The sequence below is a fragment of the Paenibacillus sp. B46(2026) genome, from assembly GCF_056786355.1.
Genome location: NZ_CM165907.1, coordinates 4,322,152 through 4,348,354, shown reverse-complemented (window position 1 = coordinate 4,348,354; position 26,203 = coordinate 4,322,152). Strand labels below are relative to the sequence as shown.

The window sequence follows — 26,203 nt, the reverse complement described above, 5'->3', positions numbered from 1 at the left end:
GGATCAAAAAAATCTGGGGATAACAGCGATCGGAGGATGGTACTGCAATCGAAGTGAACGAGGTGGCCTTTCTTGGACTCATTTTACATATAACATTAACCCATCGTCCTATATCACCTACTTTTCAACCATATCAGGAGGGATTTTTTGTGATTTCAGTAAACGATTTTAAAACAGGCTTGACCGTGCAAGTAGATAACGATATCTATACCGTGCTTGATTTCCAACACGTTAAACCAGGTAAAGGCGCTGCCTTCGTACGTTCCAAATTGAAAAACCTGCGTAATGGTAACACCGTTGAAAAAACATTCCGTGCAGGCGAAACCATTGGTCGTGCCATCATCGAAAACCGTGGCGTATCCTACCTGTATGCAAGTGGTACAGAGCACACGTTCATGGATAATGAAACATATGATCAGTTCACATTGACTAGTGATCAACTGGAATGGGAATTGAACTTCCTGAAAGAAAATATGATCGTTAAGATCGTTAGCTACCAAGGTGAAATTCTCGGAATCGACTTGCCAACAAGCGTTGAGTTGAAAGTTATCGAGACTGAGCCAAGCGTTAAAGGTAACACTGCACAAGGTGCTACCAAAAATGCAAAAGTGGAAACAGGTTTGAACGTACAGGTTCCTTTGTTCATCAACGAAGGTGACGTTCTCCTGATCGATACACGTGAAGGTAAATACTCTTCCCGTGCGTAACTTTCACAGCCTGTAAGCTAAAAAAGGTTATTAACAACCCTTTGCCATTCCTTTGGCAGAGGGTTTTTTCGAAAAAAGATTAGCCTATCAGTCGCTTTCGTAATATACTGGGTTAAAGTCATTTCTCGTAGAGAATAATGACGATGGACATCAATTATGCATACTGCACAAGGTAGGGAGTGGATTTGCTTTGTCATTGTACGTCATGAAATTTGGGGGCAGCTCGGTCGGAGATACAGAGCGCATGAAGCGTGTAGCCGGACGTGTTGTAGAAAAAGCGGATGAAGGACATCGGTGTGTAGTCGTGGTTTCGGCCATGGGGGATACAACAGATGATTTGATTGATCAGGCAAAACAATTGAATAGCGATCTGCCTGCTCGTGAGATGGATATGCTCTTAACGACAGGAGAACAGATTTCGATCTCCTTGTTATCGATGGCTATTCAAGCGCTTGGACGCAAGGCAGTATCGTTTACAGGCTGGCAAGCGGGATTCCGCACAGAGCCGGTTCACGGAAAAGCACGTATTCATGATATTCATCCCGACCGTGTGATTGCAGCGCTTGCTGAAGGCAACATTGTTATTGTTGCAGGCTTCCAGGGCATGACGGAAGACGGCGAGATCACAACACTGGGTCGTGGTGGTTCGGATACAACAGCTGTAGCGCTGGCTGCAGCCATTAAGGCTGATGCGTGCGAGATCTATACGGATGTAGACGGAATCTATTCTACGGACCCGCGGATCGTTAAGGTTGCGCGCAAGCTGAAGGAAATATCGTATGACGAAATGCTGGAACTCGCTAATTTGGGAGCAGCGGTGCTGCATCCGCGTGCAGTAGAGTACGCGAAGCATTCCGGTGTGCCTTTGATTGTAAGATCCAGCTTTAATCATAATGAAGGAACGGTTGTGAAGGAGGAAGCAGCAATGGAACAAGGTGTAGTGGTTAGTGGTATTGCCTATGACAAAAACGTGGCTCGCATCAGTATTCTGGGTGTGCCGGATGTACCAGGAGTTCTGGCTGAAGTATTTGGTGCGCTTGCATCCAATCAGCTGGATGTGGACATTATCGTTCAGAGCGGAGTGATGGATGGCAAAGCGGACTTCTCGTTCTCTGTTGCGCTATCTGATCGTGAGAACGCATTGCGTGTCATTGAAGGCCTTCACAGCCGCTTGCCTTACCGTGAAGTCACATCTGAAGAGAACCTCGTTAAAATCTCCATTGTTGGCGCTGGGATGGTCAGTCACCCGGGTGTAGCTGCCAAGATGTTCAAGGTCATTTCTGCTGAAGGCGTGAGCATCAAGATGGTGAGTACTTCCGAGATCAAAGTATCTTGTGTCATTGATGGAGAGAAGCTGCATGACGTCATTAAGGCATTGCATACAGCATATGATCTCGACACTGCCGAGCAAGCCGTTATTGGCGGACCTCAAGATCGCAGATAAATCGTTTCTACAACTTGTAAACATAAAAAAGGTGTACTGTTGCCAACGGGCAGCAGTACACCTTTTGGTTTTTCTCACAGCAATTCTCACAGTAACTTGAATATCTTCTCCCCGCGTACCCCCCGATAAGGCGCCATACGGTTCCCCTCCCCCATCTCCGGAACACAATCCAGCAGGTTTAATTGAGAGCAATACGAAATATCATGAACCCTGCCTAACTTTTCAAGCCTTCGCCCGCCAGACGATATTCTCATCATATCCGGGATGCTGTCCCGACATTGGGAAACCGCCTGATGAAGTACTATACCGAGATCGTTCAATTGAATGGGAGAATACGATTGTCGGTGTAACTCTTCGATAATACATCCAGCACACAAACCATCCTCCAGTGCAAATTCATCTTGTGTCCCCGCACATAGCAACAATACATCTCTTTGCAGTTCACATAGAACTGCTGCGACAGCCTGCACATTGAGTAATGATCCAGCGAGTACATGTTTCGCCTTGGAAGCTTTGATCAAGGCCCGGGTCCCATCGGTTGTAGTTAATATGATGGTTTTATCTGCAACGCCTTCAGTCATATATTCATAGGGGGAATTACCCACCTCGAATCCGGTAATTTTTTTGTCAAAACGCTCCCCACCCCGAATGCAATCTTTCATTTCCATTTGTTTGGCTTGTGGAACCGTCTCTACAGCAATCACAGCCGCAGCGTCATACGCCAGGGCTGTAACAATCGTACTGGTCGTACACAATACATCAATGACAACCGCACTACGCCCTGCAACATCAATGGTGCGTAACTCATTCACATTGCCTACTACATCAACTCGCACTCCCCACAACTCCTTTCTGTATCTGGGGATCGGTAGTCCTATTTGAACTGGAATGGAACTTACCTATCTGCAATTACCATATGCATGCGCATCTAGACGGGTGCCTAGAGCAGCAGGTTGATCTATGGTTTCAACTCTCAACCGTATTCTGAAGAAATGATAGATTTCAGCGTCATAAATTAAATGTACAGGCATAAACTTGAGATATGAACAAGCGCCAGAAGCGTGAACCATATGATCTCAAGGTTGGAGGAGCCTACTCATGAAGGTGAACTGGAAGGAACTTTTTCCGGAACCGATCCGAACCATTCTCGGAAGAATGCCACCCGCTCTATTGGAACAAGTGGAGGAAGTACGTATTCGTGAAGGCAGACCCCTGGAGATAAATGCAGGCAACACATACCATTTCCTGACACCTCAAGGAGTTCCGACAGGAAAACCTGATGAAGCTTATATTCCTCAGAAAGAGGTGACTCACAGGCTGCTGGACCTGATCAGTAACCATTCACTTTATACATTGGAAGAGGAACTGCGCAAAGGGTTCATCACCATACCTGGGGGACATCGAATCGGACTTGCTGGCCGAACCGTACTAAGCGGTGGACGTGTCGAATACCTGCGTGACATCAACGGGTTTAACGTTCGGGTAGCACGTGAGGTACATGGAGTGGCTGACCGTATCCTTCCTTATCTTCTCGATATGAAGAGCGGACAGGTCTTGCATACGTTGATCCTTTCACCGCCTCAACAAGGAAAAACGACGTTGCTGCGAGATCTGGCAAGACAAATTAGCAGCGGAACAAAGCTTACGGGGGGCAGTGAACTGGTACAGGGAATACGTCCGCGCCTGAAAGTGGGCATTGTGGATGAGAGGTCCGAAATCGCTGGTAGTTACAAAGGGGTACCTGGATTCGACGTAGGTCCCCGAACAGATGTGATGGACGGTTGTCCGAAGGCTGAGGGCATGATGATGATGCTTCGCTCCATGTCGCCCGATGTCCTGATTGTGGACGAAATCGGTCGTCCGGAGGATGCTGAGGCGGTGATGGAAGCCCTGCATGCAGGAGTCTCTGTGATCGCGACAGCTCATGGCCGTGAACTGTCGGAGCTGTCAGCCAGACCCGCGCTCAGAACCTTAATTACGGAGCAGATGTTTCAACGTTATGTCCAGCTGCAACGGACGAGCCGGGGCATGACATTTCGGCTGGCTGATGGCAAAATGCGTGGGTTGCAGCAGACCGGGGCAGGAGGTGAAGCCTTTGGTTAACATGCTTGGTGCAGTAATCATTCTGTTAGCCAGCACCCTCGCCGGCTTTTACAAGGCCAGACAGTATGCATTAAGACCGAGACAATTGCGAGAACTCATTGCAGCCCTCCAGCGACTAATGACGGAGATTAACTATGGGCTCACTCCCCTTCCCGATGCCATGGGCAAGATGGGAGCCCAGACCAAAGAACCTGTAAAGACGCTGTTCCTTCATGCAGCCACACAGATGGAACCTCCTCATGGACTCACTGCCCGGGAAAGTCTTCAGTCAGGCGTGGATCTGGCGTGGGGAAGATCGGCCATGAAGGCTGACGAGCGGGAAGTCATGCTGCAATTAAGCTTCAGCCTTGGCACAAGTGACCGTCAGGATCAGACCAAACATATATCGTTAGCCATTCAACAACTAATGCATGAGGAATCCCGTGCCCAGGCCGATCAAATGAAATATGAACGAATGAGCCGAAGCCTCGGGATGCTTGTCGGAGCGTTAATCGTCATTCTGATCTTCTGAAATAGCCGGGATAGTGAGGTGCCAAGGTCATGAATCTAGAAGTGAACGCAATCTTTCAAATTGCGGGTATCGGAATCATTATTGCCATGATTCACACGGTACTGAAACAAATGGGAAAGGAAGATATGGCTCACTGGGTGACCGTAATCGGATTTGTCGTTGTATTGTTCATGGTGGTCCGTATGCTGGACAGCCTGCTACAAGAGATCAAATCGATATTTCTTTTTCAATGAAAAACGGTCATGAAGCCGGATGGTGGTGACCTGTGGAAATTATCCAAGTTGTAGGTTTGGCGCTCATCGCGACAGTACTCATTCTGGTCATTAAGGAACAGAAACCGATGTTTGCCTTTCTGATTGCTGCCGCGACCGGCATTGTTATTTTCATGTTGTTGATTGGCAAGATCGGTGCAGTCATCGAAGTGTTGAAGCGGCTTGCCGAGAATTCAGGCATGGAAAGTATTTATCTGAAAACGGTGCTGAAAATTATTGGCATAGCGTACATTGCTGAGTTTGGCGCACAGATTGTCAGGGATGCAGGCCAGGAGAGCATTGCATCCAAGATCGAACTGGCTGGTAAGGTATTGATCCTCGTACTTGCTATACCGATCATCAGCATTATTATCGAAACCGTCATGAAGCTGATGCCGGTGTAGAAGGGGCGTGCGGACTTCATATGAAATCAATGCATCATAAGCCGCAGTGGCGCCTTACGGTTGTGCTGATCCTCTGTTTTTTGTTCGGTATCCTGGGACAGGTTACTGCAAGCTCGCCTTCCGGCGAGTGGATGGAGCAGCAGGCCGATCAGCTTCCCAAGGATCAGGTGGAGGAATACTGGGATCAACTGATGCAACAATACGGTGGTTTTTTCCCGGATGGGAAAACCCCTTCCTTCATGGATATGTTAATCCCCGGCAATGAAGGGTTCAGCCTGAAATCGGTGTTTGTAGCCATAGGAACCTTCATGCTTCATGAAGTTTTATATAATGGCAAGCTTCTGGTCACGATTGTGATGTTAAGCGTACTCAGCATGATTCTGGAGACCCTTCAGACCGCTTTTGAAAAAAGTAACATTAGCAAAATCGCCTATTCCATCTGTTATATGGTCATCATCATCATTGCGATCAATAGCTTCAGTGTGGCAATTGGATACGCCAAGGATGCCATAACCGGCATGATCAACTTCATGATGGCGATGGTTCCGTTGTTATTCACACTGCTCGCGTCCATGGGTAACGTCATCACCGTCTCCGTGACCCATCCACTCATCATTTTCATGATCCATCTGGTGAGTACATTGATTCACATGCTAGTATTCCCGTTACTCTTCTTCTCAGCTGTTCTGCATCTCGTCAGTTCATTGTCTGACAAGTACAAGCTGACGCATCTGGCAGACCTCCTGCGCAATATTAGTGTGGCGCTGCTAGGTATCCTGCTTACGATGTTTCTGGGCGTAATTTCGGTTCAGGGAGCATCGGGCTCCGTAGCGGATGGAGTCAGCTTGAAGGCCGCCAAATACATCGCAGGCAACTTTGTGCCTGTTGTGGGCAGAACATTTGCGGATGCGACGGATACGGTAATTACAGCTTCTTTACTTGTCAAAAATGCAATTGGACTCACTGGAGTTATCATCATTCTGTTTCTATGTGCCTTTCCGGCACTCAAGATCCTGGCTCTTGCCTTGATATACAACGTTACCGGTGCCATTATGCAACCGCTAGGAGACACCCCGATTGTAGGATGCCTGCAGGCCATCGGCAAGAGCATGATATACGTATTTGCGGCACTGGCAGCCGTCGGGTTGATGTTTTTCCTGGCAATCACCATCCTGCTGACCGCAGGGAATCTGACTGTCATGATGCGCTGAATGTATGTGGCAAGAAAGGGGATGGAAAGGATGGGGTGGCTGAGCAACTGGCTCCAGGAATTGATTATGATCGTTCTGTTGGCGACTTTTGTGGATATGCTGTTGCCCAATCGATCTATGGAACGTTATGTCAAGCTTGTGCTGAGCCTTCTCATCCTGCTGACCCTTTTATCACCCATAACCAAGCTCCTCAAAAGTGATCCGGTTGGCGAACTGAAACGGGCAATGTCGGCAATGGATGCTCCATCGGATGGGAATGCAACACTCGAACAGATTTTGGCTCAGGGCAAGCGGCTGCAATCAAACGAACAGGAACAATCCTTGCAATGGACAGCGAAAGAACTGGCTAATGTCATGAAGGGCCAGATTGAAGAAACAACAGGAGCGAGAGTTCGATCCGTAGAGGTACAGCTGGCAATGAGTAAATATGAAACCGAGATGGAAGCTGCCTCATCTGTCGAACTGCCTGTAATTCAGCGTGTGTTGGTCGAGATGGCAGGAGAGGATGCAGGAGGAGAAGTGAAGGTAAGGCAGCAAGAAGTCGCTGCAAATACACAACCCATATTCGGAACAGACACAGAATCCCGGAAGGATGAATCATCTCCAATACAGCAGCCCATCCAGATTGGTCAGATTGAAGTGCCTGATGTACAGATTGATGTGAGTAAAGGGCAGCGTGATGGAAATGAAACGTCTTCCGATCCTGTTATACGTGATCAGGCAGATGAGACGAAGCAGCAAGGTGAGACATCCACAAAGTCCGAACATGCGGTGCAGATTATTACATTGTTGACTGAAAAGTGGGATGTTGATGCGAACAAAGTCCAAGTGAAAGAGCCGAAAAGTGCTGAAGTTCTCTGAGGAGGAGGGTGTCCGATGAAACAATGGTTCAAAAAGATGGAAACCTGGATGGGTGGCGGAGAGGGTGGGGCAAGGCGGAGCCAAACCTTCCGCTGGCTGATTATCCTGGGTTTGATCGGGGTGGGAATCATGCTGTTCAATTCCTTCGTCAATGTCAAAAAAATTGATTCCGAAAATATCGGTCGGGAACCACCGGACCCGACAACATCCATGGCATCCATACAGAGTGATCCGTCGGAACAGAATCCTTTTCAGGCGATTGAAATTGCATTTGAAGACAAAATCAAAGGTGTGCTGGAGAATATTGTTGGTGTGGGAACGGTTGATGTGATGGTTACCGTGGATTCCACAGAAGAACTGGTCGTTCAGCGGAACGTGAAGGATTCTCAGCAACTTACCGAAGAAACCGATGCTAACGGGGGCAAGCGACATATGACGCAATATACCCGCGATGGCGAGATTATTACGTACGAAATATCAGGGGATCAGACACCGATAGTGACCAAAAAGCTCAAACCGCAGATCCGTGGTGTGCTTGTGGTTGCGAGGGGGGCAGAGAACAAGGTTGTGAAGGACCTGATAACCGATGCTGTGGAAAAAGGACTGAATGTGGCCGCCTACCGGATCTCGGTTGTACCGCGCAAACAAGACTAATCTGGTGTGATGAATCGCAAGATTCAATTCTCATAAGATTGAAGCCAATTTGAGGAGGAAGATCTAATGAATAACAAACGTCAAACGGTATGGCTCGTTTCCATGCTGAGTCTGATGGTCATTTTGTCCGCGTATTACCTGTTCACTGAGGATTCTGGTCCAGTCAATGCACCGGTGGCTGACAGTCAGCAAGTCGATGGAATCAAGCAAGGGGAAGCGAAAGAGACGGCAGGCATTCTTGATCCTACAGAAGGTTTGGTTGTAAATGAAGTGGTGAATAGCGGCGAAGTTGAAAGTGATCCAAGTGCAGCTGGCACGGCTGAAGATCCGGTGGCTACAGAAGGTAAAGAAACTGGAAATACAGAGAAAACACCTGCTGTCGAACCAGGCGAGAATAAGGGTGAAGCAGGCAAAGAAACCGACAAAGAAACGGATAAAGGGGCAGCAACCACACCGGAGACAGACGGTCAGGCAGGAGGCACTGCAACGAAGACAGATGAGGAAGTTCTCAAGGAAATGGAAGAGCAGAATACGACAGCATCTGCGAGCAGCCAGTTCCAGAACTACCAGTGGCAGCGTGAGGAAAGCAACAATCGCAAGTATGAGGAACTGATGACCGTGGCAGGTGATCTGAGCAAAACGCCAGAGGAGAATGCCAAAGCAACGGAGCAACTCCGTACACTGGAAGAAAAAGAAGCCAAAATTACAGGCATTGAGGAGACACTTTCCCAGCAGTTCGCCAATGCGATCGTTCAAGAAGATGCCGACAAGTATAAAGTCGTAGTCCTCAGTGACAAACTGGACGTAAAACAGGCGGTATCCATTGTGGATCTGGTCATGAAAGAATTGGCTGTATCCCAAAACAAAATCAGCGTGCAATACGTTACAGAACAGTAATCCAAATCATGGAAATACAGTCCCGGGAGCTGGTTGTACTCTCGGGCTCTTTCCATTTTTAACGATTATGATATAATACATAAAGCCATATGACCGTCCTAGTGAGACTGGCATGATGCCGAAGGAGTGAATAATGGAAATGTTTAAATTGAGTGAGATCAAAGAACTGATCAAACTGGTAGATGAAAGTTCCGTTCAAGAGTTGGAAATTGAAAATGAAGGATCACGGTTATCGATCCGTAAACCGGGCAAAACGGAGTATGTTCAGGCAACTGCTGTGCAACCGCAAATGATTGCTGCTCCGCAAGTACAGCCGGCAGCAGTGGTAAGTGAAGCTGCACCGCAGGTCGATACTACAAGTCATTTACATAAAATTGTATCTCCGATGGTAGGTACTTTTTACAGAGCTTCCTCGCCGGAAGCGGGTCCTTTTGTAAGCGCTGGTGATAAAGTTGTTGAAAAAACAACGGTATGTATCATCGAAGCGATGAAGCTGATGAACGAGCTTGATGCTGACATCAAGGGAGAAATCGTTGAAGTGCTGGTTGAGAACGGACAGCTGGTCGAGTATGGGCAGCCCCTTTTCCTGGTGAAACCGGAATAACCGTTATAGCTGGTTAACAGCTAACCGCATGAGCTTCGAAGGAGGACAAAACGAAATGAAATTTCAAAAAATACTGATTGCGAACCGAGGAGAGATTGCGGTACGAATTATTCGTGCCTGCCGCGAAATCGGCATCTCAACGGTAGCCGTCTATTCGGAAGCGGATAAGGATTCTCTGCATGTTCGTCTTGCAGATGAGGCTTACTGCATCGGACCGACACTGGCCAAGGACAGTTACCTGAACTTCACGAACCTGATGAGTGTAGCTACGCTCACAGAATGTGATGCAATCCACCCTGGATATGGTTTTTTGGCGGAGAATGCTGATTTTGCAGAAATCTGTGGTTCCTGCAACATTACATTCATCGGGCCTTCACCTGAAGCCATTACCAAAATGGGGGACAAGGCTGTTGCCAAACAGACGATGAAGGATGCAGGAGTGCCTGTTATTCCTGGATCAGACGGCCTCGTTGAAAATATGGATGAAGCCATCATGATTGCTAGAGATATCGGATATCCTATCATTATCAAAGCTACTGCTGGTGGCGGTGGTAAGGGAATTCGTATTGCCGAAGATGAAGAAACGCTGATTAAGCAGATTACAGCTGCTCAGCAGGAAGCACAAAAGGCATTTGGCAATGCAGGTGTATATCTGGAGAAATTCCTGACAGGCATGAAACACGTGGAAATTCAGATCATCGCCGATAAACACGGAAATGCAGCACATTTGGGAGAGCGTGATTGCTCGGTTCAGCGTCGTCGCCAGAAATTGGTAGAAGAAGCTCCGTGTCCGATTCTCTCCGAAGATGTGCGTACACTGATGGGTGAAGCTGCGGTGCGGGCAGCCCTTGCTGTGGATTACTCGGGAGCGGGTACATTGGAGTTCTTGCTCAGCCCGAATGGCGAGTTCTATTTCATGGAGATGAATACGCGTATTCAGGTAGAGCACCCGGTAACTGAGATGGTTACTGGCGTGGATCTGATCCGTGAGATGATCTCGGTAGCTGAAGGCAACCCACTTTCATTCCGTCAGGAAGACGTGGTTATCAATGGCTGGTCCATTGAATGTCGTATCAATGCAGAAGATCCGGACCGTAACTTTATGCCATCACCAGGCAAAATCGGATTCTACCTTGCACCGGGAGGACCTGGCGTTCGTGTAGATAGTGCTGCTTATCCGGGTTATACCATTTCACCTTTCTATGACTCCATGATCGCAAAATTGATTGTGTGGGGAGCGAATCGTGAAGAGGCGATTGCCAAGATGAAACGTGCGCTTGGGGAATTTGCGATTGAAGGCATATCGACAACCATTCCTTTCCATCAGAAATTGCTGGAGCACCCGACGTTCATTCGTGGTGACTTTGATATCAAATTTCTTGAGGAAAACGAGATTTAAAAGGTATATTGGGCTTGTTTGTCATAATGTAGCCCAAATGATATAGTATGAATAATAAGAGCGCATGTCTCCTGCAAAGGATAAGCCCGCATCTCGCGGATGTTTGCAGGAGTTCCGGTAAAGCCGGACCGGAAGGGTTCTGAAGGTTGATTAACCTGAGTCCAGCGCCCTGACGGATGGCCGCAAACTTATCTCGCGAAAGGTGTGTTGAACAGTTATGAGTACACTACCGACTGAATTTGAACGAACGGATATCGGTGAAATCCAGATCGCACCTGAAGTTATTGAAGTGATTGCTGGATTGGCAACGCTTGAAGTGAAAGGTGTTGCAGGCATGAGCGGCGGATTCGCTGGCGGATTTGCTGAATTGCTTGGTCGCAAAAACCTTTCCAAAGGCGTTAAAGTTGAAGTGGGCCAACGTGAAGCTGCAGTTGATGTTTCCGTAATTATCGAGTACGGATACCGTCTGCCACAAGTGGCTACAGAGATTCAACAGAACGTGAAACGTTCCATCGAGAACATGACAGGCTTGAATGTGAATGAAGTGAATGTGCACATTCATGACGTTCAGTTCAAGAGCACCGAGAAAGTGGAAGAGATCGACCTGAACAGTCAGCGCGTAAAATAAAAGAAGACAGATTCCCCCGGCATCTTCTGCCGGGGGTTATCCCCGTCTTGGACAGGTCTTCATTATAGCGAAAGCTAGATGACGATCTGATTTTTGCTAGTGGACAGGTTAAGTAATGTTAGTGAGCAAGGGAGGCTGTGCAGTTCGTGGCTAAAATACTGGATCGGCTTCTGTTGTTTATATACAGCATAAGCGTTGGAGCAATATCGGCAGCTGTCATTCTTCTGATCAGCGGTGTGCTGCCTTACGAATTGAATTATCAGCAGGAACAAAACGTTATTGTTGCGTCGGTTGTTGCAGCAGCGATTTTGTTTATCCTGAGTTTGCGATTTTTCTACATCTCGGTTCGGCGTGAGCGTGCATCGTTGCCGTCTGTGGATCAACGTACTGAGTTTGGTGATGTACAGATTTCGATGGAGACGATTGAGAATCTCTGTTTGAAGGCAACTTCCCGCTTCCGGGGAGTACGTGATGTCAAGGCACGCATACGCGTGGTTGAGTCAGGACTGGAGATTATGATCCGTGCGGTAGTGGATGGCGAGACACCTATTCCTGCGCTGACTTCTGATCTGCAAAAGGCGATACATGATCATGTACAAGAGATTACGGGCATCCCGGTTTCTTTTGTCACGGTGTATATCGCTAATGTAACCCAGTCGCCTAACTACAAGAGTCGAGTGGAATGAGGTGAGTTTCACTGATGCTGTGGAAAGAGATTTGGGATAGTCACAGAGGCCGAATTACCGGAATCATCGGCGGCATCTTTTTTGGATTTCTTTATGTATGGATCGGTTTTTGGGATATGTTGTTCTTTGCACTCTTGGTGTTCATCGGTTATACGTTAGGCAGACGAAGCGATTCGAAGCTGGGTTCGTCCATTCCCTGGAGGGAGTGGAGACAATGGCTTGGCGATCGCTGGCGTCCGTTTAAGTGACCTGCCTGAACCCTGCAATATGTTTCTTCCGAAAATAGAGCTGTAGTTTAGGTTGCCCGTTTTTTGGAGGAAACGTATTGCAGGTTTTTTTGTGAAAAGGGATAACAATAACAATACCATGGAAGCCATCCATCTTTCCGATACAGGATATGATGAGATGTTTGCATGATTTTAAAATAAGCATGATGACGCTCCAGACGGAGCGCTGCAGGAGGCAGGACATGAAAAGACGTTTGGCAAGGGAAATTGCAGTACAAAGTCTGTATCAGATGGAAATGAATGAGGTAGGTGCAGCGGAAGCTGTGAACATGTTGATCAATGAAGCCGCTGAAGATAATGAAACCGAAGTGGTCATCCGCGATGCAGATGTAATGCGTACCTATGTTACTGAGATGGTACAGGGAGCCTGGAACAATAAGGAAGCGATTGACGGTTTGCTCGTGGATTATTTGAAAGGTTGGCAGATCAGCCGTCTGTCACGTGTAGATCGCCAGATTCTACGACTATCTACGTATGAAATGGTGTTCCGTGATGACATTCCGGCCAAGGTATCGGTCAATGAAGCAATTGAACTGTCCAAATATTTTGGTACAGAAGAATCCGGCAAGTTCGTCAATGGTGTACTTGGACGCATGATTCAGGAAGTTGACGCCATTAAAGCAAAATTGTCTTCTTAGTTCGCTTGTTATTTAATTTATATTCACATAAGGGAGAGAGTACAATGACAGCATCTATTATTAACGGTAAAGAAGTATCCCAAGAGATCCGCGCAAGCATGACAGCAGAAGTAAAACAGCTTAGCGAACAGGGGGTAGTACCTGGTCTGGCTGTTGTGCTCGTCGGTGAAGATCCGGCATCCCAAGTATATGTGCGTAATAAAGAAAAAGCATGTCACGACCTCGGTTTCTACTCCGAAGTGCATCGCTTGGATGCAGACACATCCCAAGAAGATCTGCTCGCGCTGGTGGACAAGCTGAACAATCAGCAATCCATTAACGGAATTTTGGTTCAACTCCCACTGCCGAAACATATCGAAGAGAAAGCGGTCATTGATGCAATTGCCGTGGATAAAGACGTAGACGGATTCCATCCAGTTAATGTGGGTAATCTCGTAATTGGAGACGATAGTCTGCTTCCATGTACCCCTGCGGGTGTAATCGAACTGATTAAGCGTACTGGATTGGAAATGTCCGGTAAACATGCGGTAGTCATCGGAAGAAGCAACATTGTCGGCAAACCGGTATCGCTGTTGCTCCAACGTGAGAATGCGACGGTAACGATGTGTCATTCCCGTACCGCCAACATGAAAGAAATTACACGTCAGGCGGATATTTTGGTTGTAGCTATCGGCCGTGCCAATTTTGTGGATGCTGATTTTGTGAAACCAGGTGCTGTTGTTATCGATGTTGGCATGAACCGTTTGGAGAATGGCAAACTGGCAGGAGACGTTGATTTCGAGAGCGTGAAAGAAGTATCTGGTCCAATTACACCCGTTCCTGGTGGTGTTGGTCCAATGACAATTACGATGCTGATGCAGAATACATTGATCGCTGCCAAACGCGCTCACGGATTGGCCTAGGTTCTGTCTGTGGCAGATCAAAAGATCTACTCCATCAAAGATCTGAACCGATACATTCGAATGAAACTGGAATCGGATCAGGTCCTGTCGGACGTCTGGTTACGCGGGGAGATTTCGAATTTCACACATCATTCCAGCGGCCACATGTATTTTACATTGAAGGACAAGGACAGCCGGATTAAGTCAATTATGTTTGCGTCCCATAACCAGCGATTACCCTTTGTACCGAAGGAGGGTGCAAGGGTTATTGCCCGTGGTAATGTTTCGGTGTATGAAAGGGATGGGCAGTATCAATTCTATGCTACCCATATGCAACCGGACGGAATTGGAAGTCTGTATCTGGCTTACGAACAGCTGAAGAAAAAGCTGGAGGAAGAAGGATTGTTTTCACCTTCGCGAAAAAGAGAGATCCCTCGTTACCCACAGACGATCGGGGTTGTAACTTCACCGACGGGAGCGGCGGTGCGGGACATTATGATCACACTCCAGCGCAGATACCCTTCTGCCAAAGTCGTTTTATATCCTGTTCTGGTCCAGGGCAAAGGTGCAGCACCTTCCATTGTTAAAGCGATTGGTAACCTGAACCGCATGGGAGAAGCGGATGTACTTATTGTTGGACGCGGAGGCGGTTCACTGGAGGAGTTGTGGGCCTTTAATGAGGAGATTGTGGCAAGAGCGATTGTCGCTTCGGATATTCCTGTCATTTCCGCGGTTGGACACGAAACGGACTTTACCATTGCCGATTTTGCGGCCGATTTGCGTGCGGCTACACCTACAGCAGCTGCTGAACTGGCTGTACCTAATCGAGCTGAGTTACTCGATCAGATCGGACAACGTCAGCGCCAGTTACAGCACAGCTTGCGTCAGCGTGCTGTACATAATCGTGAACGGCTCGCGAGATTACAACGTTCGCCGGTGCTTGTTCATCCAAGACGTACCTTGATGCAGCACACGGAACGTCTGGATATGATGCATCAACGGCTTTTGAGAACAGTGGATACACGTATGAGATGGACGGGAGAGAAGCAGGAACGTCTTCGGGCCGCGCTGCAACGGTTCAATCCTCGTGATCAGGTCAATGCAGCACGCCGTGAAAACGCGGCAGCACGCAGACAACTGGAACTTGCGATCAGATCCATAACCAGATCGAAGCAGCAACAGTGGAAGTCATCTGTGCGACATCTGGATGCGCTTAGCCCGCTTAAAGTCATGTCACGTGGATATAGCCTCGTCTATGACGAGCAGGAACAGCGATTGATCAAGTCGATGAAGGATGTACAACCTGGAGATTCGATTAAGATTAAATTAACAGACGGACAGCTGGACTGTCAGGTTTGGGGAATGAAGGAGGACGACAATACCCATGGCGAATGAACCGGAATTGAATTTTGAAGAAGCAATGGCGGCATTGGAAGACATCGTAGGTCAGCTTGAGCATGGTGATGTTCCGTTGGAACAAGCCATCGATCTGTTTCAGCGCGGGATGAAACTTTCGCAACTTTGCGGTCTGAAGCTGGAACAAGTGGAACGCAAGATCGAGATGATCGTAGAAGAAGATGGAGAGCTTCGCAAGAAGCCATTCGGAACTGCTGATGATGAGAGCGGTGAAGTCCATGAGTAATCGTCCTTCGTTTCAAGCATACCTTGAGGAAGTCACAGCTGAGGTGACAGAAGCGTTGAAACACACGCTTCCCGATCATTGGGATGTACCTCAATCGCTGAAGGATGCGATGCAGTATTCACTTATGGCCGGAGGCAAACGCCTTCGTCCTCTTCTGGTCGTTGCTGCGGCGGAAGCCTTCGGTGCACAGCGTAAAGCTGCTATGCCGGTAGCCTGCGCCGTGGAGATGGTTCACACCTATTCGCTGATCCACGACGACCTGCCTGCAATGGATAATGATGATTACCGCAGGGGAAAATTAACGAATCATAAGGTATATGGTGAAGCAACAGCCATATTGGCAGGTGATGCGCTGTTAACCCATGCTTTTTATAGTATTGTTCAAGCTGGACGCCGTAGTGGTGTGGCGGCAGATGCATTGCTGTCCATCGTAGAGGACATGTCCGAACTTGCTGGAGCAAGAGGCATGGTCGGCGGCCAAGTTGCCGATATGGAAGGCGAACAAGGGATGACCGATCTTGCACAGCTCCAATATATTCATTTGCACAAAACGGGTGATCTGATTGTTTTCTCCCTCATTGCTGGAGCACGAATCGGTGGAGCAACGGAAGGACAATTGGAAGCCTTGCGTGTGTTTGGCCGTGATCTGGGGCTGGCGTTCCAGATTCAGGATGATATTCTCGACCTGACGGGCGACGAGCAAAAGATGGGCAAGCAAACACAAAGTGATGTGAATCAGCAGAAGGTTACGTATCCTTATTTTATTGGCATGGAGGCTTCTGTAGATGAGGTGAGATCCCTAACCCACTCTGCAAAAGATGCACTTGAAAGAGCCGAGTTACCTGATGCATCCAGATTGCTGGAAATTGCAGATTATCTGATGAGTCGAGACCATTAGATTCGGAAAGAGCACGCTGTTTCATAACCTGTATAACAGTGTAATAAAGGTAATGTTCTTTTTCCGAGTGGCTGCGGGAATACATATGGAGAAGAATTCTAAAATAACTTGCTGGCGAGAATGCTCGTTATCGGGAGTATAGTGCAGTAAATTATGATTCTTGTTCTTTTATGTTATAATGATTTAATGTCATTTGATTCATAATGTATATATCGATTTATAACAATAACTAAACAATCTAGGAAAGCGGGGAGATTCTCGTGCTGCTTCCACAAATTAAACAACCCAGTGATCTAAAGTCGATGTCTCAGGATGATCTTGCGCTTTTGTCGGCAGAGATCCGGCAGTTTCTGATTGAGAAACTGTCCGTTACAGGTGGGCATCTCGCACCCAACTTAGGCGTGGTTGAGCTCACGGTAGCCCTGCATTACTGCTATAACAGTCCAGCAGACAAAATGATTTTCGATGTAGGGCATCAGGCTTATGTGCATAAAGTCCTGACAGGGCGTATGGATCGCTTTGATACATTGCGTCAACATAACGGCCTGTGCGGGTTTGTCAAACGCAACGAAAGTGAACATGATGTATGGGAAGCTGGACACAGCAGTACTTCATTGTCCGCAGCGATGGGGATGGCCCTTGCACGTGATCTGAAGGGTGAGGACAATCAAGTCATCGCGATGATTGGTGATGGAGCGCTTACAGGTGGTATGGCTTTTGAGGCCCTCAATCATATTGGTCATGAACAGAGAAAACTGATGGTTATTCTGAATGATAATGAAATGTCCATTGCTCCAAACGTTGGGGCCATGCATAAATATTTGAGCAAGATTCGTTCGGATCGCCATTATCTGAAAGCAAAAGATGATGTCGAGGGAATGCTTAAAAAAATCCCTGCTATTGGGGATCGTTTGGCCAAATCGGCCAGCTGGATCAAAGACAGTGTCAAATATATGATGGTACCAGGGGTTCTTTTTGAAGAACTGGGCTTCACGTATTTGGGGCCGATTGATGGGCATGATATTCCCAAATTGATCGAAACCTTTAAACAGGCGGATAACGTGGATGGTCCAGTGCTCGTTCATGTGCTGACAACCAAAGGAAAAGGCTATCAGCCAGCAGAAGCCGATTCACACAAGTGGCACGGAATTTCTCCGTACAAAATTGAATCCGGGCAAGTGCTCAAAGCTGTGGGAAAACCGATGTACACTGAAGTGTTTGGTCAAACGCTGATTGATCTTGCGAAGCAGGATAAGCGGGTCGTAGCTGTAACTCCGGCAATGCCTACGGGATCAGGTCTCATTCCATTTAGTAAGGAATTTCCCGATCGCATGATTGACGTGGGGATCGCTGAACAGCATGCGGCGACCATGTGTGCTGCACTGGCTATGGAAGGCTTGAAGCCGGTCTTTGCCGTGTATTCCACGTTTATGCAACGTGCATATGATCAGATTGTACATGATATTTGCCGTCATAACGCCAACGTGATGTTTGCCATTGACCGTGCCGGGTTTGTTGGTCCGGATGGGGAAACACATCAAGGGGTATACGATGTGGCGTTCATGCGCCATATTCCAAATATCGTTCTGATGATGCCAAAAGACGAAAATGAATTGCGTCATATGATGAAAACGGCGCTTGATTATAATGAAGGTCCGATTGCTTACCGTTATCCACGTAACAATGTGGTGGGGGTACCTCTGGATGATGTGCTTGTTTCAATTCCGATTGGAACATGGGAGCAACTGCGTCCCTCGGAAGGATATGCCGTCATCGCTTCAGGATCGATGGTGCAGCTTGCAGAAGAAGCAGCGGAGATGGTGAAACGGGAAGGTATTACAGCAGGCGTAATCAACGCTCGTTTCCTCAAACCTCTGGACGAGCAGATGCTGCGTGATCTGGCTGTTCGAGGCACCAAAATGATTGTACTTGAAGAAGCCTCTCAAGCAGGCAGCATGGGTAGTGCAGTTCTGGAGTTCTACGCAGAAGAGGGGTTGCATGATGTACATGTACAACTGATGGGGATTCCGGATCGCTTCATCGAGCATGGCAGTATCAAGGAACAACGTGAGGAAGTAGGTCTTACCGTTGAAAATGTATGTGCTGAACTGCGTAACATGGCTGTTCAATCATCTTACGGCATACCAAAAACACGTTTTCCTTCGTAAATTTACATGATAGGAGAAAGACATGTCACTCCCGAAAGAACGAATTGATGTGCTGCTGGTTGAGCAGGGCTATTATGAAAGTCGTGAAAAGGCAAAAGCTGCCATCATGGCTGGACTGGTGTATGCCAACAATGAGCCGATTGAAAAGGCCGGCATGAAAATTCCACGTGAAGCCGAGCTTAAAGTTAAAGGTTCGGTCCATCCCTATGTTGGCAGAGGCGGATTGAAGCTCGAAAAAGCGATCCGTCATTTCGGCCTTGATATGAATGGACTTGTCATGCTCGACATCGGTTCATCCACCGGTGGTTTTACGGATTGTGCTCTACAGCATGGTGCATCTCACGTATATGCCATTGATGTGGGTTATAATCAGCTTGATTGGTCTTTACGTAATGATGAGCGGGTTATTGTTATGGAACGAACCAACTTTCGCTATGTGACTCCTGAAGATCTGACGGGACCTGTGCCGAACTTTGCGAGCATTGATGTGTCGTTCATTTCACTGCGAATCATATTGCCGCCACTTCTGGCTCTTTTGAAACAACCTGCAGATATCGTTGCATTGATTAAACCTCAATTTGAGGCAGGGCGTGAAAAAGTAGGCAAGTCCGGTGTGGTACGTGATACGAAGGTACACAAGGATGTATTGCAGACTATGCTTCATTTTGCGAGTCAACTTGGTTTGCATCTGCAGAGTTTAACTTTTTCACCGATAACCGGTGGAGAAGGTAATATAGAATTTCTCGCTCATTGGCGTCTGGAAGCACCAGAGGCAACACAACCAGAGAACGATCCAGCTTCACTTGATGCACTTGCGGAGCAAGTTGCGAAGGAAGCGGCGCATACATTTACGGGAAACTCATCATAAGATGGGTTTCTTTTCGCTGGAAAGGTGATTGGTGTAAAGGGAAATCGTTACTGAACCTCGAATATGTCTTCGAGGTGAGCGATAATGGATGGTCAATATGACACAATCGTTATAGGTGTACTTGCTGTCTGTTTGATCTTGTGGCTGTTCTTCGGCTTACGTAATTGGGTGAACCGACCGATGCCGGTAAGCTTGTCTGGAATGCAACTGAACGTGAAAATTCAGGATTCCCCGGCATTGGATTTGCTTGAAGCACAGGGTTACGAAGTCATCAGTGGCAAAATGAAAGTCCCTCTGGCTTTTGAGGCCAATGAATCCGTTTATTACAGCAGATTATTCATTGACTATGTTGCAGAACGTGAGGATCTCAGATACCTGGTGAAAACGTCTCGTCGCAGACAGCCACTTGAAATGACCGGACCTGCGCTAAGGGATCGCTTCCTCAATTATCTGTTGTTATATCCTGGCTGTGAAGGGCTGCTGTATGTTGACGTCGAGGATTCCGATATTAAGTTAATCAGGCTCATGGACTATCAGGAAGATGTGTATGATGGGGATGATCTGGACTAATATAAAAGAATGAACATTGCAGGGCAAAATCTGCGGCGAATTACATTTGCTGCTTTATTGCAATACATTTAACTGGAGGCATGTATGAAAGGACAAAGACACATCAAGATTCGTGAAATCATTAGTCAAAATGAAATTGAGACCCAGGATGATCTGGTTGAAGCACTGCGCAAATCAGGTTTTCAGGTGACTCAAGCGACGGTATCCCGGGATATCAAGGAACTTCTGTTAATCAAGATTCCGATGGATGACGGACGGTACAAGTATTCTTTGCCGACAGATCAACGATATAATCCGATTCAGAAGCTGAAGCGTGCACTCGTTGACAACTTCCTGCACATTGATCACACGAACAACCTGGTTGTGATGAAATGTTTGCCAGGAACAGCCAATTCCATTGCTGCTTTACTTGATAATATTGAGTGGAATGAAGTCATGGGCACGATCTGTGGAGATGACACCATCCTGATTATTTGCCGGACTGAAGGTAACAGTGTGACCGTTATTGAGCGGATCATGGGTTATATTGCTTAAAGTGCGTGTTCAAAAAGATCGGTTTTCAGTACCGAGAGGATGGGATGAAGCTAGAAATGGAGTAGCGGAGCGTAGGGAAAACTACGTGAGCAACGGACATTTCGGCTAAATTCCATATTCGATGCTGATGATGCCACCAGGCATCCTTCGTAATCAAAAGCGGACTTTTTGAACAACCTCTTGAATCAACGGTTCAAAAACATAATTTCTGAGGTAGTCATCCGGAGGTGTTTTTGCAGATGTTAGTTACTTTATCGATTCGCAATCTGGCTGTGGTGGAAGAAGTGGATGTTGTATTCCACCCCGGATTCCATGTACTCTCTGGGGAGACCGGTGCAGGGAAGTCGATTATTATAGATGCACTTGGCTTAATTGCTGGTGGACGTAGTTCAGCAGATCTGATCCGGTACGGATGTGATAAGGCAGAGATGGAAGCCTTGTTCGAGATGGAGCAGAGTCATCCGGTATGGCAGACATTGGAGAAGCTGGGTATTCACTGTGAGCCAGAAGAACATTTGGTCATTCGGCGTGAGTTGAATACGCAGGGGAAGAGTACGTCCCGCATTAATGGGCAATTGGTCAATCTGACCATGCTGCGGGAAGTAGGCGAGAAGCTGATCAATATCCATGGTCAACATGAACATCAGAGTTTGCTGCGTGCAGAGAGCCATCTGGGGCTTCTCGACACCTATGGCTCGGAAGTCATCGGACCGATCAAAGCGAAGTATCAGGAGCGCTACAGCAAGTTTATCACGGCGGAAAAAGAACTGCGTGCGCTTCAGGAGTCCAGTCAGCGAGCATATCAACTCTTGGATATGTATCGCTTTCAGCTTGAGGAGATCGCAGCGGCAAGCCTTACACGAGGTGAGGATGAATTACTCGGGGAAGAACGGGTCAAACTATCCCATAGTGAGAAAATGATGGACAGTGTTGCTGGTGCATATGATCTGCTCAGTGGTCAACGCGGGCTTGAAGCTGTAAGTATTGCTCTTTCAAGAATTGAAGATATTTCCGGATACGATAGCAAAGGACTGCAACCCATTGTAGAGCAGCTGCAATCGGCATTTTATCAATTGGAAGATGCGACATTCCAGTTAAGGGATTACCGGGAGAAGATTGAGTTCAATCCGGCAAGGCTGGAAGAAGTGGAGCAAAGGCTGAATCTGATTTCTGGCCTCAGACGGAAATACGGGGACAGCGTGGAACTTATTCTGAGTTATTATGATCAGATTAGCCATGAAACCGATCAATTGGAGAACAAGGACGAACGGCTGGAGAAATTGCGAGCGGAACGTGACAAGATGCTCAACCTTGTGATGGAGTCTGCCGAGGAACTCAGCAAGGTTCGCAAGCAATGTGCTGAGGAACTTGCTGCACAGGTGGAAAGTGAGCTTAAGGATCTGCAGATGGAGCGAACATCACTGCGTGTTCAGATTTCACCATTCGAAGATCCGAAGGGCATTGAATGGAATGGACGTCGTATTCGTCTGAATCGTCAGGGTGCGGACAATGCAGAATTCCTCATCTCACCGAACCCCGGTGAGCCACTTCGACCATTGGGCAAGATTGCTTCAGGTGGCGAGCTGTCGAGAATGATGCTGGCGATGAAGAGTATTTTTGCACGTCATGATCGGATACCTGTGTTGATTTTTGATGAAGTTGATACCGGAGTTAGCGGTAGAGCTGCTCAATCCATTGCGGAAAAACTTTTCCGCTTGTCTTCGACCTGTCAGGTTTTCTCAATAACTCACTTACCACAAGTGGCTTGTATGGCAGATCATCAGTATCTCATTGAAAAACATGTCTACGATGGACGGACGATGACACAGGTGGAATCGCTGTCAGACGAAGGCAGAGTGAAGGAATTGGCACGTATGCTGGGCGGCGTGGAAATTACAGAAAAAACGCTGCATCACGCACAGGAAATGCTGAATTTGGCGGAAGCCAAAAAAGGGTGAAACGGACGGCTGGCGTAATGATTGACAGTAATAAAAGCCTGGGGGCGAGGTTATCTTAAAGGTACGCAATTGGCGACCACCTTTCGTCAAGCGAAAGAAGCAAAGGGAGTGTGACAGCCATTGAATTCCCCCCTCAGGAAGAAATTGCTAGGTCTTTTATTTGCCTTCTTTCTTTGTGTGATTAGCCAGGCCATTCAGCCTGTGCAAAGTTATGCTTCACTGCCGGATGAATTACAGGTGTTTGCTGGCAGGCAAGCGGATGTCCGGCTTGCCGTTCCTGCTGCTTCAAGCGCCGTTGTAGATCGTCCTGATATCGTTGGTTTGGATGATCAGGCAGCGATGCACGTTACCAGGCAACAACCTTTGCATCTTCACCCTCAACAGACGGGACATGCTAAATTAACGTTGAAATTGTGGGGTAAAATTCCGGTCAAAACAGTCCAGGTGAATGTGATACCGGATTTGCGTGTAGTACCCGGGGGTCAAACGATTGGCGTCAAAGTTAAATCGGCAGGTATTCTGGTGGTTGGACATCATCTGGTCCATTCTGGCCAAGATGAGCGCGTATCGCCCGGAGAAACCGCGGGCATTAAGCTTGGGGATCTGATCACGCATATGGATGGTAAACGTCTTGATGGTGTGGCAGGTGTCTCCGAAGCCGTTGAACTTGCAGGCAAAAGTAAAAAAGGGATCGATGTGGTATTAAAACGTGGTAAGGAAACGGTCAAAACAAGATTGACTCCAGCGTATGACTCCGAGGATCAAGCGTGGAGGCTTGGATTGTATATTCGTGATTCTGCAGCTGGTGTTGGTACTCTTACCTTCTATGCTCCCGATCAGGGCGTATATGGCGCACTGGGCCATGTCATTACAGATATGAACACACAGACATCCATTGTTGTGGGTAGTGGTCAGATCGTTCAGTCAAACGTTACGTCAATTTCGAAGAGCGAGACCGGTGATCCGGGTGAAAAACGTGCTCATTTCCTCAAGGAAAGTAAAATTTTGGGCAATATTGAACGTAATACGGCTTTTGGCATCTTTGGTAAAATGTCCGGAAATCCTGAGCACAGTTTGTATTCGAAAGGCATTCCCGTTGCTTTTTCTCATGAAGTTAAAGAAGGCCCGGCCGAAATTCTTACCGTGGTTGACGGTCAACAAGTTGAACGCTTCTCCATTGATATTGTTCATGTTGCAGATCAATCCGAGCCGGCGACTAAAGGTCTGGTACTTCGAATTACAGATCCGAAACTGCTGAATAAGACCGGAGGCATCGTTCAAGGCATGAGTGGTAGCCCTATTGTGCAAAATGGTAAATTGATTGGTGCAGTCACTCATGTATTCGTGAATGATCCGAAATCGGGGTACGGTTGCTTCATTGAATGGATGTTACAGGATGCTGGCGTTATGATGAAAAAGGAAAACGCGAAGAACCTCAAGGCTGGATAAACAGCCCTGAGGTTCTTTTTTGTCGAAAGCAAACATAATATATCGTATAATGAAATAAATTATTTATTATATAGGATCAAGAAAAAAAAATAAAGAAAAATAATTTTCGACAGGAGGAATTTAACTTGCTGTGTCGAAAATTTAACGTGTAAGGAAATGTACGAAACGATGTTTAATTTAAAGGAGGATACCGTTTTGCAAAAAATTGAGGTATTGCTGGCCGATGATAATCGTGAATTTACGAATTTGCTTGCCGAATATATATCTGAACAGGAAGATATGGAAGTAACCGGTATTGCATACAATGGAGAAGAAGTACTGCAATTGCTGGAGCAAACCCGGGATGTGCCGGATGTACTGATTCTGGATATCATCATGCCACATCTGGATGGACTGGGTGTGCTGGAGCGCTTGCGTAACCTGAACCTCTCTCCACAGCCTAAAGTCATTATGCTTACGGCATTCGGACAAGAGAATATCACACAGCGTGCCGTGCAACTCGGAGCTTCCTATTACATTCTTAAGCCGTTTGACATGGAAGTGCTCGCGAATCGTGTACGCCAACTGGTGGGAACACAGACGGCGATGTCCACAAGCAGCGGCTCATCCATGTTCATGAAATCCAATGTCGTGCCAATGGGCAAACACAAAAATCTGGATGCCAACATCACGTCCATCATACATGAAATCGGCGTTCCTGCGCATATTAAGGGATATCAGTATTTACGCGAAGCCATTACGATGGTGTACAACAATATCGAAATTTTGGGAGCCATCACCAAAACATTGTATCCGGCGATTGCCGAAAAATTCAAAACGACGCCGTCCCGCGTCGAACGTGCGATCCGTCATGCCATTGAGGTGGCTTGGACTCGCGGTAACATCGACAGTATCAGCCACTTGTTTGGCTATACGATCAACATCAGTAAGTCGAAACCAACAAATAGCGAATTCATCGCGATGGTTGCTGACAAGCTGAGAATTGAGCATAAGGTAAGCTGAAAGGGTCAGGAGTAGTGAGCTGCCAAGAAACTTTGGATACAGAATAGTTTTCAGCCAAATGAATTTTGGTTAAAAATATCTGGAGTAGCTCATTTTATGCCGGTAAGCTTCTGTGATATATGCCAACGAATACCGTCATTTATTGGATGGATGATCATCCAATAAATGACGGTATTTTGTATTACGAAATAACGGAGATTATAATGATGAAACATATTTTTTACAAGCTTACTACCGTTCATTGAGGAAAAACGTACCTCTTAGTATGGCTATAATCTGTATAGGGGCGTCCTGTAGAACTGGTGATGAACACGCAGGCACTGGTTTGTGGATTATTCGGAACAGATTACTGATGTCAGTGTTCTAGCCATGGACCGAGATGAAGGGAAAATATGACCTTGTGCTGGTCACGTCAGGGGAACGTTTCTTTGGAGCTGTGAGTATTCGACGTTTGCTACTCGCTGTTGCTGATGTACGGGCTGAAATGGCCATTTTTATGAACCCGCTGACTGGTCTTCCAGGTAATCATATCATAGATGAAAGGCTGTCTCGGGCACTTCAGATGGACCATTTTAGCGTACTGTACGTTGATCTCGATCAATTCAAATCCTACAATGACAGCTACGGCTTCAAAATGGGGATCAGCTTATTCAGGCGACAGCTAACTTGCTTCGCAAGCTATTTGTTCTCCCTGAAGCTTTTCTTGGACAGATCGGTGGTGATGATTTTATTGCGATCCTGAATCACCATGAGTACAAACATATTAGTGAGGAAGTCATCTCAGGTTTTGAGGAAATGAAAAAGACGTTCTACAACGAACATGATTGGCATCCTCAATATGTTCTGGGGGAAGGACGTTCCGGCCTAACTCCTAATAGATGATGTAACTAACGTGTAAGATGCAAGAAAACCGCTACGTATCAGGAGTTAGTCACCTGTCATAGCGGT

Annotated in this window: 29 protein-coding genes; 28 read left to right on the top strand and 1 reads right to left on the bottom strand. The window is 47.1% G+C overall.

The annotated features are described in order from the left end of the window. The first annotated feature begins 149 nt into the window (after positions 1-149). Both efp and AC1S8V_RS19480 read left to right on the top strand, forming a co-directional pair. On the top strand, positions 150-707 hold the full coding sequence (efp, locus tag AC1S8V_RS19485; RefSeq protein WP_307534644.1) for an elongation factor P: 558 nt from the start codon (positions 150-152) through the stop codon (positions 705-707). A gap of 190 nt (positions 708-897) precedes the next feature. Then, positions 898-2,151 (top strand): aspartate kinase, encoded by a 1,254-nt coding sequence (locus AC1S8V_RS19480; RefSeq protein ID WP_482070390.1) that lies wholly within the window; start codon positions 898-900, stop codon positions 2,149-2,151. Positions 2,152-2,237: 86 nt separating this feature from the next. Here the strand turns inward: AC1S8V_RS19480 and AC1S8V_RS19475 are convergent, their stop codons facing one another. Further along, positions 2,238-2,987 carry a 2-phosphosulfolactate phosphatase gene (locus AC1S8V_RS19475; RefSeq protein ID WP_482070389.1) on the bottom strand — a complete coding sequence of 250 codons (750 nt, stop codon included), beginning with the start codon at positions 2,985-2,987 and terminating at the stop codon, positions 2,238-2,240. 262 nt (positions 2,988-3,249) lie between these two features. On the opposite strand from AC1S8V_RS19475, the gene spoIIIAA reads away from it, so the two are divergent. From spoIIIAA to AC1S8V_RS19345, 26 genes are all read left to right on the top strand, one after another. Continuing rightward, positions 3,250-4,254, top strand: coding sequence for a stage III sporulation protein AA (gene spoIIIAA, locus AC1S8V_RS19470; RefSeq protein ID WP_482070388.1), 1,005 nt, complete (start codon positions 3,250-3,252; stop codon positions 4,252-4,254). Then, positions 4,247-4,765, top strand: a complete 519-nt coding sequence (gene spoIIIAB / locus AC1S8V_RS19465; RefSeq protein ID WP_145322639.1) for a stage III sporulation protein SpoIIIAB — start codon at positions 4,247-4,249, stop codon at positions 4,763-4,765. The genes spoIIIAA and spoIIIAB overlap by 8 nt, the downstream gene beginning before the upstream one ends. Positions 4,766-4,794: 29 nt before the next feature. After that, positions 4,795-4,998, top strand: a complete 204-nt coding sequence (spoIIIAC, locus tag AC1S8V_RS19460) for a stage III sporulation protein AC (protein WP_017687585.1) — start codon at positions 4,795-4,797, stop codon at positions 4,996-4,998. A gap of 32 nt (positions 4,999-5,030) precedes the next feature. After that, positions 5,031-5,420, top strand: coding sequence for a stage III sporulation protein AD (gene spoIIIAD, locus AC1S8V_RS19455; RefSeq protein ID WP_017687586.1), 390 nt, complete (start codon positions 5,031-5,033; stop codon positions 5,418-5,420). 20 nt (positions 5,421-5,440) lie between these two features. Then, complete coding sequence (spoIIIAE, locus tag AC1S8V_RS19450) at positions 5,441-6,631, top strand: stage III sporulation protein AE (protein ID WP_482070387.1); 1,191 nt, start codon at positions 5,441-5,443, stop codon at positions 6,629-6,631. 30 nt (positions 6,632-6,661) lie between these two features. Then, positions 6,662-7,492 (top strand): stage III sporulation protein AF, encoded by an 831-nt coding sequence (gene spoIIIAF / locus AC1S8V_RS19445; RefSeq protein WP_482070386.1) that lies wholly within the window; start codon positions 6,662-6,664, stop codon positions 7,490-7,492. A 15-nt stretch (positions 7,493-7,507) separates the two neighbouring features. After that, entirely contained in the window at positions 7,508-8,146 is a 639-nt protein-coding gene (gene spoIIIAG, locus AC1S8V_RS19440) for a stage III sporulation protein AG (protein ID WP_482070385.1), read from the top strand. A 66-nt stretch (positions 8,147-8,212) separates the two neighbouring features. Next, positions 8,213-9,043, top strand: a complete 831-nt coding sequence (locus AC1S8V_RS19435) for a SpoIIIAH-like family protein (RefSeq protein ID WP_482070384.1) — start codon at positions 8,213-8,215, stop codon at positions 9,041-9,043. Between the two features lie 139 nt (positions 9,044-9,182). Further along, positions 9,183-9,647: an acetyl-CoA carboxylase biotin carboxyl carrier protein gene (gene accB / locus AC1S8V_RS19430; RefSeq protein WP_076251231.1), complete on the top strand. Its 465-nt coding sequence runs from the start codon at positions 9,183-9,185 to the stop codon at positions 9,645-9,647. A 55-nt stretch (positions 9,648-9,702) separates the two neighbouring features. Continuing rightward, on the top strand, positions 9,703-11,046 hold the full coding sequence (gene accC / locus AC1S8V_RS19425; RefSeq protein WP_482070383.1) for an acetyl-CoA carboxylase biotin carboxylase subunit: 1,344 nt from the start codon (positions 9,703-9,705) through the stop codon (positions 11,044-11,046). Positions 11,047-11,263: 217 nt separating this feature from the next. Further along, positions 11,264-11,674 (top strand): Asp23/Gls24 family envelope stress response protein, encoded by a 411-nt coding sequence (locus AC1S8V_RS19420; RefSeq protein ID WP_017687593.1) that lies wholly within the window; start codon positions 11,264-11,266, stop codon positions 11,672-11,674. Between the two features lie 146 nt (positions 11,675-11,820). Continuing rightward, positions 11,821-12,360 (top strand): alkaline shock response membrane anchor protein AmaP, encoded by a 540-nt coding sequence (gene amaP / locus AC1S8V_RS19415; protein ID WP_482070382.1) that lies wholly within the window; start codon positions 11,821-11,823, stop codon positions 12,358-12,360. Positions 12,361-12,374: 14 nt separating this feature from the next. Beyond that, entirely contained in the window at positions 12,375-12,608 is a 234-nt protein-coding gene (locus AC1S8V_RS19410) for a DUF2273 domain-containing protein (protein ID WP_105409209.1), read from the top strand. A 221-nt stretch (positions 12,609-12,829) separates the two neighbouring features. Continuing rightward, positions 12,830-13,285: a transcription antitermination factor NusB gene (nusB, locus tag AC1S8V_RS19405; RefSeq protein WP_215075908.1), complete on the top strand. Its 456-nt coding sequence runs from the start codon at positions 12,830-12,832 to the stop codon at positions 13,283-13,285. A 44-nt stretch (positions 13,286-13,329) separates the two neighbouring features. Beyond that, positions 13,330-14,187 (top strand): bifunctional methylenetetrahydrofolate dehydrogenase/methenyltetrahydrofolate cyclohydrolase FolD, encoded by an 858-nt coding sequence (gene folD / locus AC1S8V_RS19400; RefSeq protein WP_482070381.1) that lies wholly within the window; start codon positions 13,330-13,332, stop codon positions 14,185-14,187. Between the two features lie 9 nt (positions 14,188-14,196). After that, positions 14,197-15,561, top strand: a complete 1,365-nt coding sequence (gene xseA, locus AC1S8V_RS19395; protein ID WP_482070380.1) for an exodeoxyribonuclease VII large subunit — start codon at positions 14,197-14,199, stop codon at positions 15,559-15,561. Next, positions 15,551-15,808 (top strand): exodeoxyribonuclease VII small subunit, encoded by a 258-nt coding sequence (xseB, locus tag AC1S8V_RS19390; RefSeq protein WP_017687599.1) that lies wholly within the window; start codon positions 15,551-15,553, stop codon positions 15,806-15,808. The genes xseA and xseB overlap by 11 nt, the downstream gene beginning before the upstream one ends. Then, the gene (locus AC1S8V_RS19385; protein ID WP_482070379.1) at positions 15,801-16,706 is read left to right on the top strand and encodes a polyprenyl synthetase family protein; all 906 of its coding nucleotides are present in this window, start codon (positions 15,801-15,803) and stop codon (positions 16,704-16,706) included. Before xseB ends, AC1S8V_RS19385 begins: the two co-directional genes overlap by 8 nt. A gap of 260 nt (positions 16,707-16,966) precedes the next feature. Continuing rightward, positions 16,967-18,874 carry a 1-deoxy-D-xylulose-5-phosphate synthase gene (gene dxs / locus AC1S8V_RS19380; RefSeq protein ID WP_482070378.1) on the top strand — a complete coding sequence of 636 codons (1,908 nt, stop codon included), beginning with the start codon at positions 16,967-16,969 and terminating at the stop codon, positions 18,872-18,874. Positions 18,875-18,896: 22 nt separating this feature from the next. Next, positions 18,897-19,742 carry a TlyA family RNA methyltransferase gene (locus AC1S8V_RS19375; RefSeq protein WP_482070377.1) on the top strand — a complete coding sequence of 282 codons (846 nt, stop codon included), beginning with the start codon at positions 18,897-18,899 and terminating at the stop codon, positions 19,740-19,742. An 84-nt stretch (positions 19,743-19,826) separates the two neighbouring features. After that, a complete protein-coding gene (locus AC1S8V_RS19370; protein ID WP_482070376.1) occupies positions 19,827-20,312 on the top strand; it encodes a hypothetical protein in 486 nt (161 codons plus the stop codon). Positions 20,313-20,396: 84 nt separating this feature from the next. After that, positions 20,397-20,846, top strand: a complete 450-nt coding sequence (gene ahrC, locus AC1S8V_RS19365; protein WP_017687604.1) for a transcriptional regulator AhrC/ArgR — start codon at positions 20,397-20,399, stop codon at positions 20,844-20,846. Between the two features lie 239 nt (positions 20,847-21,085). Beyond that, a complete protein-coding gene (gene recN / locus AC1S8V_RS19360; RefSeq protein WP_482070375.1) occupies positions 21,086-22,804 on the top strand; it encodes a DNA repair protein RecN in 1,719 nt (572 codons plus the stop codon). Positions 22,805-22,924: 120 nt separating this feature from the next. After that, positions 22,925-24,253: a SpoIVB peptidase gene (spoIVB, locus tag AC1S8V_RS19355; protein ID WP_482070374.1), complete on the top strand. Its 1,329-nt coding sequence runs from the start codon at positions 22,925-22,927 to the stop codon at positions 24,251-24,253. Positions 24,254-24,448: 195 nt separating this feature from the next. Continuing rightward, a complete protein-coding gene (gene spo0A, locus AC1S8V_RS19350) occupies positions 24,449-25,255 on the top strand; it encodes a sporulation transcription factor Spo0A (protein WP_482070373.1) in 807 nt (268 codons plus the stop codon). A gap of 379 nt (positions 25,256-25,634) precedes the next feature. Further along, complete coding sequence (locus tag AC1S8V_RS19345; protein ID WP_482070372.1) at positions 25,635-25,997, top strand: diguanylate cyclase domain-containing protein; 363 nt, start codon at positions 25,635-25,637, stop codon at positions 25,995-25,997. Positions 25,998-26,203: the final 206 nt, after the last annotated feature.